16 protein-coding genes and 1 pseudogene are annotated in these 14,720 nt (G+C 70.5%); 8 read left to right on the forward strand and 9 right to left on the reverse strand.

Features of this window, described 5'->3' with window-relative positions:
- Nucleotides 1-83 precede the first annotated feature (83 nt).
- The 7 genes and pseudogenes from AC3WLN_RS21265 to AC3WLN_RS21295 all read left to right on the forward strand — a co-directional run bounded on the left by AC3WLN_RS21265 (nucleotide 84) and on the right by AC3WLN_RS21295 (nucleotide 5,991).
- On the forward strand, nucleotides 84-269 hold the full coding sequence (locus AC3WLN_RS21265; protein ID WP_463780296.1) for a twin transmembrane helix small protein: 186 nt from the start codon (nucleotides 84-86) through the stop codon (nucleotides 267-269).
- A 10-nt stretch (nucleotides 270-279) separates the two neighbouring features.
- A pseudogene (locus tag AC3WLN_RS21270) lies at nucleotides 280-1,382 on the forward strand (MFS transporter).
- Between the two features lie 133 nt (nucleotides 1,383-1,515).
- Entirely contained in the window at nucleotides 1,516-2,130 is a 615-nt protein-coding gene (locus AC3WLN_RS21275) for an acyloxyacyl hydrolase (protein ID WP_492484603.1), read from the forward strand.
- Between the two features lie 175 nt (nucleotides 2,131-2,305).
- Complete coding sequence (locus AC3WLN_RS21280) at nucleotides 2,306-2,878, forward strand: cob(I)yrinic acid a,c-diamide adenosyltransferase (protein WP_492484604.1); 573 nt, start codon at nucleotides 2,306-2,308, stop codon at nucleotides 2,876-2,878.
- A gap of 240 nt (nucleotides 2,879-3,118) precedes the next feature.
- The gene (locus AC3WLN_RS21285; protein WP_492484605.1) at nucleotides 3,119-3,868 is read left to right on the forward strand and encodes an electron transfer flavoprotein subunit beta/FixA family protein; all 750 of its coding nucleotides are present in this window, start codon (nucleotides 3,119-3,121) and stop codon (nucleotides 3,866-3,868) included.
- 102 nt (nucleotides 3,869-3,970) lie between these two features.
- The gene (locus AC3WLN_RS21290) at nucleotides 3,971-4,918 is read left to right on the forward strand and encodes an electron transfer flavoprotein subunit alpha/FixB family protein (RefSeq protein WP_492484606.1); all 948 of its coding nucleotides are present in this window, start codon (nucleotides 3,971-3,973) and stop codon (nucleotides 4,916-4,918) included.
- Nucleotides 4,919-5,109: 191 nt separating this feature from the next.
- The gene (locus AC3WLN_RS21295) at nucleotides 5,110-5,991 is read left to right on the forward strand and encodes a 3-hydroxybutyryl-CoA dehydrogenase (RefSeq protein ID WP_463775725.1); all 882 of its coding nucleotides are present in this window, start codon (nucleotides 5,110-5,112) and stop codon (nucleotides 5,989-5,991) included.
- A gap of 24 nt (nucleotides 5,992-6,015) precedes the next feature.
- Here the strand turns inward: AC3WLN_RS21295 and AC3WLN_RS21300 are convergent, their stop codons facing one another.
- The 5 genes from AC3WLN_RS21300 to AC3WLN_RS21320 all read right to left on the reverse strand — a co-directional run bounded on the left by AC3WLN_RS21300 (nucleotide 6,016) and on the right by AC3WLN_RS21320 (nucleotide 9,559).
- Nucleotides 6,016-6,318, reverse strand: a complete 303-nt coding sequence (locus tag AC3WLN_RS21300) for a hypothetical protein (protein WP_492484607.1) — start codon at nucleotides 6,316-6,318, stop codon at nucleotides 6,016-6,018.
- Nucleotides 6,319-6,449: 131 nt separating this feature from the next.
- Nucleotides 6,450-7,460 (reverse strand): NAD(P)H-quinone oxidoreductase, encoded by a 1,011-nt coding sequence (locus AC3WLN_RS21305; RefSeq protein WP_492484609.1) that lies wholly within the window; start codon nucleotides 7,458-7,460, stop codon nucleotides 6,450-6,452.
- A gap of 77 nt (nucleotides 7,461-7,537) precedes the next feature.
- Nucleotides 7,538-8,179 carry a uracil phosphoribosyltransferase gene (gene upp, locus AC3WLN_RS21310; RefSeq protein ID WP_492484611.1) on the reverse strand — a complete coding sequence of 214 codons (642 nt, stop codon included), beginning with the start codon at nucleotides 8,177-8,179 and terminating at the stop codon, nucleotides 7,538-7,540.
- Between the two features lie 182 nt (nucleotides 8,180-8,361).
- A complete protein-coding gene (locus tag AC3WLN_RS21315) occupies nucleotides 8,362-8,817 on the reverse strand; it encodes a DUF2852 domain-containing protein (protein ID WP_463775719.1) in 456 nt (151 codons plus the stop codon).
- Nucleotides 8,818-8,917: 100 nt separating this feature from the next.
- Complete coding sequence (locus AC3WLN_RS21320; protein ID WP_463780292.1) at nucleotides 8,918-9,559, reverse strand: TetR/AcrR family transcriptional regulator; 642 nt, start codon at nucleotides 9,557-9,559, stop codon at nucleotides 8,918-8,920.
- A 324-nt stretch (nucleotides 9,560-9,883) separates the two neighbouring features.
- Here AC3WLN_RS21320 and AC3WLN_RS21325 point away from each other — a divergent pair, with 324 nt between their 5' ends.
- Nucleotides 9,884-10,978 (forward strand): helix-turn-helix transcriptional regulator, encoded by a 1,095-nt coding sequence (locus AC3WLN_RS21325; protein ID WP_492484614.1) that lies wholly within the window; start codon nucleotides 9,884-9,886, stop codon nucleotides 10,976-10,978.
- A 28-nt stretch (nucleotides 10,979-11,006) separates the two neighbouring features.
- Here the strand turns inward: AC3WLN_RS21325 and AC3WLN_RS21330 are convergent, their stop codons facing one another.
- The 4 genes from AC3WLN_RS21330 to AC3WLN_RS21345 all read right to left on the reverse strand — a co-directional run bounded on the left by AC3WLN_RS21330 (nucleotide 11,007) and on the right by AC3WLN_RS21345 (nucleotide 14,567).
- Entirely contained in the window at nucleotides 11,007-11,339 is a 333-nt protein-coding gene (locus AC3WLN_RS21330) for a hypothetical protein (protein WP_492484616.1), read from the reverse strand.
- A 154-nt stretch (nucleotides 11,340-11,493) separates the two neighbouring features.
- The gene (locus AC3WLN_RS21335) at nucleotides 11,494-11,685 is read right to left on the reverse strand and encodes a DUF1192 domain-containing protein (protein ID WP_492484618.1); all 192 of its coding nucleotides are present in this window, start codon (nucleotides 11,683-11,685) and stop codon (nucleotides 11,494-11,496) included.
- Between the two features lie 20 nt (nucleotides 11,686-11,705).
- Nucleotides 11,706-12,926 (reverse strand): phosphopentomutase, encoded by a 1,221-nt coding sequence (locus AC3WLN_RS21340; RefSeq protein WP_492484620.1) that lies wholly within the window; start codon nucleotides 12,924-12,926, stop codon nucleotides 11,706-11,708.
- Nucleotides 12,927-12,938: 12 nt separating this feature from the next.
- Nucleotides 12,939-14,567, reverse strand: coding sequence for an ABC transporter ATP-binding protein (locus AC3WLN_RS21345; protein WP_492484622.1), 1,629 nt, complete (start codon nucleotides 14,565-14,567; stop codon nucleotides 12,939-12,941).
- Nucleotides 14,568-14,720 lie beyond the last annotated feature (153 nt).

Below are 14,720 nucleotides of genomic sequence, written 5' to 3' on the forward strand. Positions count from 1 at the left end.
CCCCCATATGGGCCCCTCCCCCGGACGGGCCCATATGGGGGAGACCGATCCCCGATCCGACACCCCCGAGACCTGACGCCGTGATCTCCTCCAACACTCTCGTGCTCCTCGCCTGCGTCGCGGTGGCGGTGGTCCTGTTCCTCGGCCTGTTCAACATGATGCGCGGGGGCAGCGCCAACCTCTCGCAGAAGCTCATGCGCCTGCGCGTGCTGCTCCAGTTCCTGGCGATCATCTTCATCATGGGGGTGGTGTGGTGGCGCTCGGCCTGACCGCGCGTCGATCCCCGCCGCGTCGTTCCTGAGAACGGTCCTCGACCGGCGGGTCGCGGCGATTCTGGGCCTGGGCTTCAGCTCGGGCATCCGCTTCCTCCTCGTCTAGGTCACGCAATCGGCGTGGCTGTCGGAGGCCAAGGTGCCCATCGGCATCCTGGGGCTGATGAGCGAGCCCACCCTCGCCTGCAAGTTCAAGTTCCTCCGGGCTCCTTCCTCGACCGCTACGACGCCCCGCTGGTCAGCGGCCGGGTTGGTCGGCGCCGCGGCTGGATCATCGTCTCGCAGCTCGGCGTGATGCTGGCGCTGGCCGGCATCGCCTTCGGCGACCCGGGCCATTGGCTCGCCTGGACCATCGTGTTCTCGCTGGCGCTGGGCTTTGCCGCGGCGACGCAGGACGTGGTCGTCGACGGCTGGCGCATCGGCAACCTCATGACGGGGGGCGGTGCCCTCTACCTCGCCGACGCCTATGGCTGGCGGGTGGCCTATCTCTGCATGGTGGGCGCGATGGCGCCCGGGGTGATCGCCGCCCTGCTCGCATCCGAGCCCGAGTCCGATCGGACCGCGAGGCACGACCATCCCGGCTTCGTCGAGACCATCGTGGCGCCGATCCGCGACCTCGTCCGCCGCCTCGGGCCGCTGGCGATCCCGATCCTGCCGATGGTGGCGGGCTTCCGCAGGCCCGGCTACGTCGCCAGCGCCATGGCGATGCCCCTGTTCGAGACCCTGGGGACCAGAACACCGACATCGCAACGGTCACCAAGCTGTTCGGTTTCGGGGTCCCCCTCGCCGGCACCCTGCTCGCCGGCCACGTCGTTCCGCGGATCGGCATGATGGCGAGCCTGCTGACCGGCCCCGTGTTCGGCTCGGCCTTCCATCTCAGCCTCGCCTACCTGGCGTTCCACGGCGGCGCCGGCGGCAGCGCGTTCTGGACCTTCGCCATCGCGGTCAGCATCGACAGCTTCGCCTACGCCTTCGCCTCGATCGTGCTCGGGCTTCGCCTGGTTCTTCGTGGCGACCTCGGTGATCGGCGCGCCGGTCGCGCTGCTGTGCTGGAACGTCTGGCACCGGCAGGGCGAGACCGGGGCGATGGCGCCCGCGCCTTCGGCCTGACGCGCTTCGGTACAAACGTGGGTGTGGCCCGGAGGTCTCACCGCACAGCTATCGCTGTCCCGAAGGGTCCGGACGCCTGCCGGTGCCGCGGGCGGGCATGCTAGAGACGTTCGGTCAAACCGGAACCGTCACGATGCATTCCCACCCGTTCCGCCTCGCCGCTGCTGCCGCCGTGCTCGCCACGGCCATGCCGGTCCAGGCCGCCGACTTCCCGTCCGCGTCCCCGGCCGCCTATGTCAGCCCGGTGAAGCCCCTGAGCATCGTCTCCGAGGTCCGCATCGGCGGTGCCGTGCAGGACCCCGGCAGCGCCGAGCACAACACGAACAACATCAACGGCGAGATCCTGTTCGCCAAGCCGCTCGTCAGCATCGACCCGTTCTGGCAGGCCTTCGTGCCGCGCGCCACGGTCGGCGGCAGCTACAACTTCGGCGGCCGCACCAGCTACGCCTATATCGGCGCGACCTGGACCGTGGATCTCTTCCCGCAGACCCTGAACAACATCGTGTTCCTCGAGGGCTTCTTCGGCGCCGGCGCCCATAACGGCTATACCGGTCCCAAGCCCACGGCCCCGGCCGGGTTCAACACGCTGGGCTGCAACCCGCTGTTCCGCGAGGCCGCCGCCCTCGGCTTCCGGCTCACCGAGCACTGGAGCATCATGGCGACCGTCGAGCACATGTCGAATGCCGGCCTATGCGCGAACAATCGCGGCCTGACCAATTTCGGCGGCAAGCTCGGCTACACTTTCTGAGTTCGCTGCGCCCGCAGCGTCCGTCGCCCTGTAAGGGCCGGTTCCGCCGAGGCGGGGCCGGCCCTTCCGCTGTCCGGGCGACTCCCAGCGGCGCCGAACTGCGCTAGGTTCCCGTTCCAACCGGCCTCGCTCGCCAGGACCGGCCCGCCAGCCCCGCTCAGGATCGGACACCATCGTGGTCACCCTCAACCGCATCTACACCCGCACCGGCGACAAGGGATCGACCGCGCTCGCCAGCGGCGAGCGGCGCTCCAAGGCGGATCTGCGGATCGAGACCTACGGCACCGTCGACGAGACCAATGCCTGCATCGGCCTCGTCCGGCTGCATGCCGACCCGCCTCTCGACGCGATGCTGGGCGCGATCCAGAACGACCTCTTCGACCTCGGCGCCGACCTGGCGACGCCGGAGAGCGCCGAGCCGCCGAAATACGAGCCGCTGCGGATCGTCGCCGCGCAGGTGCAGCGGCTGGAGCGCGACATCGACTCCCTCAACGCCGACCTGTCGCCCCTGAAATCCTTCGTGCTGCCCGGGGGCTCGCCGGCCTCGGCCGCCCTCCACCTCGCCCGGACGGTGTGCCGGCGGGCCGAGCGGCTCGCCGTGGCCCTGGCCGCCACCGAGGGCGAGATCGTCTCGCCCGAGGCCCTGCAATACCTGAACCGGCTCTCGGATTTCCTCTTCGTGGCGAGCCGGACCGCCAACGCCAACGGCGCCGACGACGTGCTCTGGGTGCCGGGCAAGAACCGCTGAGATCCAGGCATCCGAAATACCAGCCGGGGGCGCAGCCCGGGCCGCGACGCCGGCGGGCCGGGATGGCGGACCGGTGCCGGGGCGGGCGGCCGCGGGGCGCGTTGACAAGGCGGAAATGAGGCCGTTACGGTCCGCCGCCTCAAAGACCAGGGTTCTGGACCTCCGGTTGTCCCGGGGGTCCTTCGCGCGCCGCGCCGGCCGGGTCGAAGAACATTATCCGCGCGGAGGATTGTGAACGCCATGAAGGTTCTGGTGCCCGTCAAGCGGGTCGTCGATTACAACGTCAAGATCCGGGTCAAGGCCGACGGTTCCGGCGTGGATCTCGCCAACGTCAAGATGTCGATGAACCCCTTCGACGAGATCGCCGTCGAAGAGGCGATCCGGCTCAAGGAGAAGGGCAAGGTCACCGAGATCGTCGCCGTCTCCATCGGTCCGCAGCAGGCGCAGGAGACGCTTCGCACCGCGCTGGCCATGGGCGCCGACCGGGCGATCCTGGTGAAGACCGACGGCGTGGTCGAGCCGCTGGCCGTGGCCAAGATCCTCAAGGCGATCGTGGAGAAGGAGGCCCCCGGCCTCGTCATCCTCGGCAAGCAGGCCATCGACGACGATTCGAACCAGACCGGCCAGATGCTCGCCGCGCTTCTCGACTGGCCCCAGGGCACCTTCGCCTTCAAGGTGGAGTTCGGCGAGGGCTCGATCGACGTGACCCGCGAGATCGACGGCGGGCTCCAGACCGTGACGCTGACCCTGCCGGCCATCGTCACCACCGACCTGCGCCTCAACGAGCCGCGCTACGCCTCGCTGCCCAACATCATGAAGGCCAAGAAGAAGCCCCTCGAGGAGCTGGCCCCCGATGCGCTGGGCGTCGACGTGACCCCCCGTGTCACCGTGCTCAAGACGGTGGAGCCGGCCGGGCGCAAGGCCGGCATCAAGGTCGGGTCCCCGGCCGAACTCGTGCAGAAGCTGAAGGGCGAGGCCGGGGTCCTCTGAGGCCCCGCCCATCCGACGGTTTCGAGCGCCCGCCGCGTTTGCCGCGGCGGGTGAGACGGGGTCCGGGACCCTCCTGCTGATCGATTTCGAGGTTCGCACACCATGGCCACCCTTCTTCTCATCGAGCACGACAACGGCGCGGTCCGCGACGCCAGCCTCAAGGCCCTGACGGCCGCCGTCGCCCTCGGCGGTCCCGTGCACGCCCTCGTGGCCGGCGCCGGGAGCCGCCCCGCCGCCGAGGCCGCCGCCCGCCTCGACGGGGTCGAGAAGGTGCTGCTGGCCGAGGACGCCGCCTACGACCACCTCCTCGCGGAGCCGACCGCCGCCCTGCTGGTCGCCCTGGCCGAGCCCTACGACGTCCTCGTCGCGGCGGCCTCCACCACCGGCAAGAACGTGCTGCCCCGCGTGGCCGCCCTCCTCGACGTGGCGCAGATCTCCGACATCATCGCCGTCGTCTCGCCCGATACCTTCGAGCGTCCGATCTACGCCGGCAACGCGATCCAGACCGTGCAGGCCGGGGCCGGCAAGAAGGTGATCACCGTCCGCATGGCGGCCTTCAAGCCCGCCGGCGAGGGCGGCGCGGCGGCCTCGATCGAGCCGGTCCAGGCGGCCGCCTCCTCGGGCAAGTCGAGCTTCAAGGGCGAAGAGATCGCCAAGTCCGACCGTCCGGAGCTGGCGGCTGCCAAGATCATCGTCTCGGGCGGCCGGTCGCTCGGCTCCTCCGACAAGTTCAAGGAGCTCATCGAGCCCTTGGCCGACAGCCTCGGCGCCGCGGTCGGCGCCTCGCGCGCCGCCGTGGATGCCGGCTACGCCCCGAACGACTGGCAGGTCGGCCAGACCGGCAAGGTCGTGGCGCCCGAGCTCTACGTCGCGGTCGGCATCTCCGGCGCGATCCAGCACCTCGCCGGCATGAAGGACTCCAAGGTCATCGTCGCCATCAACAAGGACGAGGACGCCCCGATCTTCCAGGTGGCGGATTACGGCCTCGTCGGCGACCTGTTCCAGATCGTCCCCGAGCTGCAGGCCGAGATCACCAAGGCGAAGGGCTGATCCGGCACGCCGGACCCGGCCGGTGCGCGCGCGTGCGCCGGCCGATCCCGCCTGGACCACGTCCTCGAAATGATGGAATTGCTCTAGGACGCTGCCGCCGCAGGACGTTATAAGCGAGGCGGGCGCGCTCGGCGTCCGGGCGGGGGGCCCGGATCGCGACGGAGGGCCGCCCCAAGGTGCGAGTGCAGACGATGGGCATCGATATCAGGACGGTCGGCATCATCGGTGCGGGGCAGATGGGCAGCGGCATCGCCCATGTCTGCGCCATGGCGGGGCTCGACGTCCGCCTGAACGACCGCGACCCGGCCCGCATCCACAACGGCTTGGCCACGGTGGACGGCAACCTCGCGCGTCAGGTCGCGAAGGGCACCATCGCGGACGACCAGCGCCGCACGGCCGTCTCCCGCATCGTCGCGGCCGAGACCTTCGACGATCTGGCGCCCTGCGACCTCGTCATCGAGGCGGCGACCGAGGACGAATCGACTAAGCGCCAGATCTTCAGCACGCTCTGCGCGTCGCTGCGCCCGGATGCGCTGATCGCCACCAACACCTCGTCGATCTCGATCACGCGGCTGGCCGCCTCCACCGACCGGCCGGAGCGCTTCATCGGCATCCACTTCATGAACCCCGTGCCGGTGATGCAGCTCGTGGAGCTGATCCGCGGCATCGCCACGGAAGATCCGACCTACGAATCCGCGAAGGCCTTCATCGCCAAGCTCGGCAAGATCTCGACGATGTCGGAGGATTTCCCGGCCTTCATCGTCAACCGCATCCTGCTGCCGATGATCAACGAGGCGATCTACACCCTCTACGAGGGCGTCGGCTCGGTGGAATCCATCGACACCGCGATGCGGCTCGGAGCGAACCACCCGATGGGTCCGCTGCAGCTCGCCGACTTCATCGGCCTCGATACCTGCCTGTCGGTGATGCAGGTGCTCTACGAGGGACTGGCCGATTCGAAGTACCGGCCCTGTCCGCTCCTCGTGAAGTATGTCGAGGCCGGCTGGCTCGGACGCAAATCCAAGCGCGGCTTCTACGACTACCGCGGCGAGACGCCCGTGCCGACCCGCTGAGGCGGACCGGCACGGAGATCGTTCTTACGGCTTGTTGCCGTTGGCGGCCGGCTGGGCCGGGCTCGGATAGGCCGGGTTCGCGGTCGGCACCGAACCGGTGTTCGACGACGACGTGGCGTTCGAGCTGCCCTTCACGGAGCCGGTGACTTCCTGGCGGGAAGCGTCCTGGCTCTGGCTGGCATAGTCCTTCGGGGAATTCGCGCCCTGCCAAGTCATCAGGCCGGTGATCGCGATCGCGAGCAGCACCAAGCTGGCCACGAGGACGTAGAGCACCGGCTTGCCGCGCTTGCCCTGCCGGGCTTCCTGACCGTGTAGATTCTCTGCCATGCGATCCTCGCTTGAACGGTCCCGAGGACCGCTGTTTCGACCCGAGCACCGGTTCGGAGACACGGCCTCGTGAGTCTTGCTCGGGTCTGAAACGCGACGGTCGAGAGCGGAGTTCCCGCCGAGGTCCGGCCTCAGCGGCCGGTGACGAGCATGATCTTGCCGAGATGGGCGCTGGATTCCATGAGTTCGTGGGCCTTGCGCGCCTCCTCCAGCGGGAAGGTGGCGTGGATCACCGGCCGGATGGTACCGGCCTCCAGCAGCGGCCAGACCTCGCGGGCGAGGCCCTCGGCGATCGCCGCCTTCTCGGCCTTGGGCCGGGCCCGGAGCGTCGCGCCGGTGAAGGTCAGGCGCTTCATCATGATCGGCGTCATGCTGAAGGCGTCGACCTTGTAGCCCTGCATGAAGGCGATCTGCACGAGGCGGCCCTCGATCGCGAGTGCCGAGAGGTTCTTGGCGAGGTAGGGCGCGCCGACCATGTCCAGGATCACGTCGACGCCGTTGCCGTCGGTGAGCCGCTTCACCTCCTCGACGAAGTCGGCCTCGCGATAGTTGATCGCGGCCTCGGCACCGAGCTCGCGGCAGAAGTCGCACTTCTCGGCCGAGCCGGCGGTGGCGAAGACGCGGGCGCCGTGGTGCCTGGCGATCTGGATCGCGGTCGAGCCGATGCCGCTCGATCCGCCATGGACGAGGAAGGCCTCGCCGGCCTTCAGGCGGCCGCGCTCGATCACGGTGCTGTAGACGGTGAAGTAGTTCTCCGGCAGGCCGCCGGCCTCCACCAGCGAGAGCGAGGACGGCTTGGGCAGGCACTGGCCGATCTCCGCCACGGCGAACTCGGCATAGCCGCCGCTGATCACCAGGGCGCAGACCTCGTCGCCGACCGAGACGCCGGATACACCCTCGCCGAGGCCGACGATGCGGCCGGCGACTTCGAGGCCCGGGATCTCCGTGGCGCCCTTCGGCGGCGGATACTTGCCCTCGCGCTGCTGGATGTCGGGCCGGTTGATGCCGGCCGCCACGACCTCGATCAGGACCTGACCGGGCCCGGGCTGCGGCAGCGGCACCGTCTCGAGGGCGAGCACGTCCGGCCCGCCGGCCCCGGTGAAGCGGATCTGTCGCATGGTCTCGGGCAGGCTGGTCGTCATCGGGGTCTCCTCCTGGATGCCCCGTCATGTGCCGCCCGTCGGGCGCTTGGCAAGGTCGTGCCGTGCGGGCGACGGCCTCAGCGGGTGCCGTACATCCGGTCGCCCGCATCGCCGAGGCCCGGCACGATGTAGCCGTGGTCGTTGAGATGGCTGTCGATGGCGGCGGTCCAGACCGGCACGTCGGGATGGGCCGCCTGCAGGCGGGCGATCCCCTCGGGAGCCGCGAGCAGGCAGACGAAGCGCAGGTCCTGCGCCCCGCGCTGCTTCAACAGGTTGATCGCCGCCACCGCGGAGTTCGCCGTCGCCAGCATCGGGTCGAGGACCAGCACCGTCCGGTCCACGAGGTCGGAGGGCGCCTTGAAGTAGTATTCCACCGCCTCCAGCGTCTCGGGATCGCGGTACAGCCCCACATGCGCCACCCGGGCGGACGGCACCAGGGACAGCATGCCGTCGAGGAAGCCGACGCCGGCGCGCAGGATCGGCGCCAGGACGAGCTTCTTGCCCGCGATCTGCGGCGCCTCCATCGACTGGATCGGCGTCTCGATGGTCACGGTCTCGAGCGGCAGGTCGCGGGTGACCTCGTAGGCCAGCAGCATGCCGATCTCGTTGAGGATCTGGCGGAAGCCCTTGGTGGAGCGCTCGCGCTGGCGCAGCAGGGTCAGCTTGTGCTGCACGAGGGGGTGATCCACCACCCGGACGGTCGCGGCGGGTGCCTGCATCGCTGATCTCCATGAAGCCGAGGTCCGATCCAGGGCGCGGGGAGACCGAGGCAAGACCGGGACCGGTTTTCTAGAGCATCGCGGCAGCCCGAGCGAGGGTGTTCGCTCCGGTCTCGCCCACGAAAAAGGGCTCCCGGCGTGACGCCGGAAGCCCGCGTGTCGAAGGGGTGCGGAGCCGTCGCTCAGACCGAGCGGGTGGTGTCCGCGCTGCGGCGCTTCTGCATGAAGGCGTCGAACTGTTCGCGGTCCTTGGCCCGCTTCAGCTCCTCGACGAATTCGGCGAAGGCGCGGCTCTCTTCCTGCAGGGCGCGGCGCTGGGCGTCGAGCCGCTCGAGTTCGCTCCGGCGGTACTCGTCGAAGGCGCGGTTGCCCGTGATGCCGCCGCCGTTGGCGGCCTCGAAGGCCGCGGCGAAGCGCGAGCGCGTGGCGCCCGCGTTCCATGAGAGGCCGCGGCCGGCAAAGCCCCGCAGCTCGCTGAGCGCGGGATAGCCCGCGACCTTCCAGGCTATGTAGGCGGCCGCCAGGGGCCACCAGTAGACGAACGCGACGACGATCGCGCCGATTTCCAGGGACCGCTTGGGGAAGGGGCCGCTACGGCAGACCTTCCCGGTGGTGAAGGGGGAGGAAGAGAAGCTCACGGCTCACGGCTCCGATGTAAATGTGAACGACATTCACTTGCGGATGGTCGGGCGCGCTTTCAAGGGGTCCCTGGCCCGAGGGCTCGCCGGCCGCCGGTCCTTATTCGCGCGGGCGGCCGCCGCTCGCCGCGCCGTGCACGAGGGCGAGCACCCCGGCGCGCAGGAGTTCGTACTTGTCCGGCATCCCGGCCGCCCTCGGCAGGTGTCCGGAGGCGGACAGGGTGGCGAGGCCGTGCGCCAGCGCCCAGACCTCCAGGGCGATGAAGCGCGGCGGCGCGCCGCCGAACCCCTCGGGGAAGGTCGATTGCAGCGCCTCGACGAGGAGGTCGAACGGGCTCGGCCGAGGGCTCGCGACCTCGTTCGGCACGGCGGCGGCGAGGCCGCGGGTCTCGAAGATCGCCGCGTAGTAGCCCGGCTCCTCCTCGGCGAAGGCGAGGTAGGCCTCGCCCATCCGGGTGAAGCGCTCGAGCGGCGTGCCCTTCGCGGTCAGCGCCCGGGCGAGGCGCTCGGCGAGGTCGGCGAAGCCCCGGCCGGCGACTTCCTCGAGCAGGGCCTCCCGGCCGCGGAAGTGGCGGTAGAGGGCGGCGGGCGTGACGCCGACCAGGCGCGCGGCGTCCACCAGGGTGAAGCCGCCGATCCCGCGCTCGGCGATGAAGCGGCGCGCGGCCTCGATCAGCGCCTCCTTGAGGTTGCCGTGGTGGTAGCTCCGCCGGTCGCCCGGTCCTTCGCGCCAGTGCCGCACGCCAAACTCCTCGCCCCCGCTCCGCGTCGACATGACCGGCCGGACAGGCTCAAGGTTCCCCCAATCGGCTCCTCCCCTAGCACGAAGGGGCAGGCTTTCGCGCGCCCCGCCGGTCGCAGGTCGGTCTCCCGCCGATCGTCCGCCGGTGCATGTCGAACCGGCCCGGCGCCGTGGGACCCTCCGATCGCCGTATCCGCCGGTGAGATCACGTGAATTTGCCGCCGGGCATCTTGCCGCAAGCCTCGCGTTCAACGCATGGTATTTACGATACAGAAAATGGTATTTACGATTCAGAAACATGTGGATGCGGGCCGCGGGGGATCGATGAGGGATCGATCGGGCCAGGACGAGTTCGAGGCCCTGACGGACCTGATCTACGAGGCCGCGGTGCTGCCCGAGCTGTGGCCGACGGTCCTCGACCGTCTGGCGCAGATCGCCGGGGCCCAGGGCACCGTGCTGATCGCCGCCGACCTCGAATCGCACCGCTGGATCAATTCGGAATCCCTCGATCAGGTCATGGCGGATTTCGCCTCCGGCGGCTGGGCCAGCGCCGGACAGCGGACGGCCAAGCTCCTCGGCGCCCGGCATGCCGGCTTCATCCGCGAGGCGGACGTGTACACCGCGGAGGAGCTGGAGCAGGACGTGCTGATCCAGCAGTTCCTGCGTCCGCGCGGCCTGGGCTGGGGCGCCGCCACCGCCTGCCCGCTCAGCACCGGAGACACGCTGATCTTCAGCATCGAGCGCCGCTACGCCGACGGGCCGGTGCCCCAGGCGGCGACCGGGAGTCTGGATACCCTCCGCCCGCATCTCGGCCGGGCGGCGCTGGTCTCGGCGCGGCTGAAGCTGGAACGGGCGCGGGCGGCCGTGACCGCCCTGGAGGTGATGGGCCTGCCCGCGGCGGTGCTGTCCGCCAACGGGCGCCTGCACGACCGCAATGCGGGCTTCGCCGGTCTCGTCCCGCGCGTGGTGCGGGATCATCGCGAGCGGGTGAGCCTCGCCCATCCGGGAGCCGACGCGCTGCTGGCGGACGTGATCGCCGGGCCGCGGGCGCAGGCGGCGCGGTCGATTCCGATCCCGGCGGATGGCGACGATCCCGCAATGGTCATGCACCTGCTGCCCATGCGCGGCCTCGCCCAGGACGTCTTCGGTGGCGGTACGTTGCTGATGGTCGCCGCGCCGGTCCTGCCGCGCCCGGTGCCCGGCACCGAGCTCCTGGCGGGGCTGTTCGACCTCACCGCCGCCGAGGCGCGCATCGCCCGGGGCATCGCGGACGGCGCCACCATCTCGATCCTCGCCACGCAGCAGAGCGTGGCCCAGGAAACCATCCGCAGCCAGGTCAAGGCGATCTTCGCCAAGACCGGCGTCACCCGCCAGGTCGACCTGGCGCGCCTGATCTCCGGCTTCAGCCTGATGCGGTGACCTCCACCTCCTGCAAAGGTCGAAGTCTTCAGCGCGCGTTCTGAACGCCGGGGCGTGGGGCCGCGAGGGCGCGGAACAGGATGACGTTCGAGAGATCGTACCGGGCGGACGGATCGCCGAGATCGGGGACCTGCCGGACTTCGCCGGGCAAGACCTCGTCGGTCGGCGTCGCGTCGGACAGGCGTCGGGCGGGGGAAATCTGACCCGGCAGGGGCCGGTCTTGCAGACCCGGGCCCGGAAACGCCGCCGGTGCCGGACTGATCAGGCATGCGATCACCCGATCGCTGGTCCCGCGCTCCACGTGTCGCGCGAGCCGCCGGCGCATCCACGGTGCCATCGTCCACTTCTCGAGCATGACCACCCTCGCTGCTTGATCGCTGCGACATTGAAGCGCGGGGGCGCGGGGGGTTCATCCCCCATTTGGGGGAGAGTGAAGATTCCTTCGCCGTAACGCGGGATTTGTCACGAATCCTTCATATCAAGTCCTTCGAGCCTGCTCATTCGGCCCCGCGCCGTCACAGGCGAAACAGCGAACCCGCCCGCTCGAGCGCCTCCTTCTTGGCGAGTCGCGCCGCCTCCAGGCGCTCGAGCTCGGTGCGCAGGAGCGCGATCCGTTCCTCCAGATCCTCGACCGACAAGGTGTCGAGCGGTTCGCCGACCCGGTGCGCGATCGCCTGCCGTGTCGGGCGGTCGTCGTCGTCCCTCATGATGGTCCCCTCGTCGTCCGTCAGAGCCAGGATGTCCCGGCATCGAGCCGCGCCACCCCGAGGTGGTGCGCCAGGGTCGCGCCGATATCGGCGAAACTCTCGCGCCGGCCGATGGGTCCGGGCGCGAGGCCGGGGCCGAAGGCCAACACGGGAACCTGTTCGCGGGTGTGCTCGGTCCCGGCCCAGGTCGGGTCGTTGCCGTGGTCCGCGGTGATCACGCAGAGATCGCCGGGGCGGAGGATGTCCCGGATCTCGGGCAGGCGGGCATCGAAGCGCTCGAGTTCGGCGGCGTAGCCCGGCACGTCCCGGCGGTGGCCGTACTCGGTGTCGAAATCCACGAGGTTGAGGAAGACGAGACCGCCCTCCGGCAGGCCCGCGAAGGCCGCGAGGGCCGCATCGAGGCAGGCGGCGTTGCCGCCGGGCTTGATCTCCCGGCCCGTCGCCCGATGGGCGTAGATGTCGCCGATCTTGCCGACGCTTACGACGCTGCGGCCGGCGCCGTCCAGCACGTCCAGCAGGGTCCGGCCCGGGGGCTCCACCGCGTAGTCCTTGCGGTTGGCGGTGCGTCGGAATCCCTCCGCGGCGCTGCCGGCGAAGGGACGGGCGATGACCCGGCCGACCCGGTAGGCGTCGCAGAGCGCGCGGGCGATCCGGCAGGTTGCGTAGAGGCGCTCCAGACCGAAGCGCTCCTCGTGCGCGGCGATCTGGAAGACGCTGTCGGCGGAGGTGTAGCAGATCGGCATGCCCGTCCGGACGTGCTCGGCGCCCAGGTCGTCGATGATCGCGACGCCGGCGGCGTGGCGGTTGCCGAGGATGCCGGGCAGGCCGGCCTGCGCGATCAGCGCCCGCGTGAGTTCGTCCGGGAAGGTCGGGACCGCCACGGGAAAGTAGCCCCAGGGCTCCAAGACCGGAACGCCGGTGATCTCCCAATGGCCCGAGGGCGTGTCCTTGCCGGCGGCGGTCTCGACCGCGTGGCCATAGGCCCCGGCCGGCGCCCCGGTGAAGGCGAGGCCCGGCGGCACCGTTCCGGTGGCGCCCTTCGCCGCCAGGCCGAGGCCGAGGCGGGCGAGGTTCGGGAGGGCCAGCGGACCCTGCCGAAGGCCCTCCCGGTCGGCGCGGCCTTCGGCGCAGGCACGGGCGATGTGCCCGACCGTGTCGGACCCGGCATCGCCGTAGCGCTCGGCATCCGGGGCGCCGCCGATGCCAACGGAATCGAGCACGATGAGGAAGGCGCGTGCCATGGGGCTTCCCGCTCAGGCCGGGATCGGGTCGGCGACGGCGTCGCTCTGGAGATCGAAGGCGGCGGCGAACAGGGCCTGGGTGTAGGCGGTTTTCGGCGCGGCGAAGATCGCCTCGGCCGGGCCTTCCTCGACCACGCGGCCGTTCTGCATCACCAGGACGTAGTTCGCCAGTGCCCGGACCACCTTCAGGTCGTGGCTGATAAACAGGTAGGCGAGGCCGCGCTCCCGCTGGAGATCGCGCAGGAGCGTGACGATCTGGGCCTGGACCGAGCGATCGAGGGCCGAGGTCGGCTCGTCGAGGACGACGAATTTCGGCTTGAGCACGATGGCGCGGGCGATGGCGATGCGCTGGCGTTGCCCGCCGGAGAATTCGTGCGGGTAGCGGTTCATGGTCGCCGGATCGAGGCCGACATCGGTGAGCGCCTTGGCGACCACCGCCTCCCGCTCGGCCCGGTTCCTGACCGCGCCCTGCACCACCAGCCCCTCGGCGACGATGTCGGCCACCGTCATGCGCGGCGAGAGCGAGCCGTAGGGGTCCTGGAAGACCACCTGCATGTCGCGGCGGACCGGCCGCATCGCGGCGGGCGGAAGGCCGGCGATGGAGCGGCCGAGGAAGACGATCGGCCCCTCGCATCCGGTCAGGCGCAGCAGCGCGAGGCCGAGGGTGGTCTTGCCCGAGCCGGATTCGCCAACGACGCCGACGGTCTCGCCGGCCCGGACCCGCAGGGAGACGCCGTCCACCGCCTTCACGTGGCTGGTGGTCCGGCGGAGCCAGCCCTCGCGGATCGGGAACCAGACCTTGAGGGGGCCGGCCTCCAGCAGGTGCGCGGCATCCGCCGGCACCGGGTTGGCCCGGCCCTTCGGCTCCGAGGCCAGGAGGCGGCGGGTGTAGTCGTGCTGCGGCCGGGCGAAGATCTCCGCCACCGGGCCGGCTTCCACGATGCGGCCGGCGAGCATGACGCAGACGGTGTCGGCGATGCGCTGCACGATGCCGAGGTCGTGGGTGATGAACAGCATCGCCATGCCGAGGCGCTTCTGCAGGTCGGCCAGCAGGGTCAGGATCTGCGCCTGCACCGTCACGTCGAGGGCGGTGGTGGGCTCGTCGGCCACCAAGAGGTCCGGCTCGCAGGCCAGCGCCATGGCGATCATGACGCGCTGGCGCTGGCCGCCCGAGAGCTCGTGCGGGTAGGCGTTGAGGCGCCGCTCGGCATCACGCAGGCCGACGAGTTCGAGCAGTTCGAGGATGCGCGCCCGCGCCTTGCGGCCCGACAGGCCGCGATGCACCTCCAGCACCTCGCCGATCTGCCGCTGGATGGTATGCAGCGGGTTCAGCGAGGTCATCGGCTCCTGGAACACCATGGTGATGTCGGCGCCGCGGATGCCCCGGAGGCGCTTCTCCGGCAGGGTCAGCAGGTCCGCGCCCTTGAACAGGATGCGGCCGCCGGGATGGTAGGCGCTGCCGTCGAGGAGGCGCAGGATCGAGAGGGCGGTGACCGACTTGCCCGAGCCGGATTCGCCGACGAGGGCGAGGGTCTCGCCGGGGGCGATACTGAAGCTGACGCGATCGACGGCGCGGGTCTCGCGCTCCCGCGAGCGGAAGGCGACCGACAGGTCCTGAACGTCGAGGAGCGTTTCGGGCATCGCGGCCTGTTCTGAGCGCGGCGGAGATCGTCGCCCCATGGGTTATAGCGTGGGCATCCGGGATCGGCGAACGCCGATGCGCCGCGGGCGGCGGCCTTTGTAATTGATCGGCGGCGCGGGCGCTCTACAACCCGCCCGTGACCCCATTCCGCC

The organism is Methylobacterium sp. FW306-05-D, assembly GCF_058782155.1.

Excerpts from the sequence above, each read along its gene's own strand:
- AC3WLN_RS21275 (WP_492484603.1), top strand. The coding sequence starts at position 1,516 with ATGCATTCCCACCCGTTCCGCCTCGCCGCTGCTGCCGCCGTGCTCGCC.
- AC3WLN_RS21285 (WP_492484605.1), top strand. The coding sequence starts at position 3,119 with ATGAAGGTTCTGGTGCCCGTCAAGCGGGTCGTCGATTACAACGTCAAG.
- AC3WLN_RS21290 (WP_492484606.1), top strand. The coding sequence starts at position 3,971 with ATGGCCACCCTTCTTCTCATCGAGCACGACAACGGCGCGGTCCGCGAC.
- AC3WLN_RS21295 (WP_463775725.1), top strand. The coding sequence starts at position 5,110 with ATGGGCATCGATATCAGGACGGTCGGCATCATCGGTGCGGGGCAGATG.
- AC3WLN_RS21300 (WP_492484607.1), bottom strand. The coding sequence starts at position 6,318 with ATGGCAGAGAATCTACACGGTCAGGAAGCCCGGCAGGGCAAGCGCGGC.
- AC3WLN_RS21305 (WP_492484609.1), bottom strand. The coding sequence starts at position 7,460 with ATGACGACCAGCCTGCCCGAGACCATGCGACAGATCCGCTTCACCGGG.
- upp (WP_492484611.1), bottom strand. The coding sequence starts at position 8,179 with ATGCAGGCACCCGCCGCGACCGTCCGGGTGGTGGATCACCCCCTCGTG.
- AC3WLN_RS21325 (WP_492484614.1), top strand. The coding sequence starts at position 9,884 with ATGAGGGATCGATCGGGCCAGGACGAGTTCGAGGCCCTGACGGACCTG.
- AC3WLN_RS21335 (WP_492484618.1), bottom strand. The coding sequence starts at position 11,685 with ATGAGGGACGACGACGACCGCCCGACACGGCAGGCGATCGCGCACCGG.
- AC3WLN_RS21340 (WP_492484620.1), bottom strand. The coding sequence starts at position 12,926 with ATGGCACGCGCCTTCCTCATCGTGCTCGATTCCGTTGGCATCGGCGGC.
- AC3WLN_RS21345 (WP_492484622.1), bottom strand. The coding sequence starts at position 14,567 with ATGCCCGAAACGCTCCTCGACGTTCAGGACCTGTCGGTCGCCTTCCGC.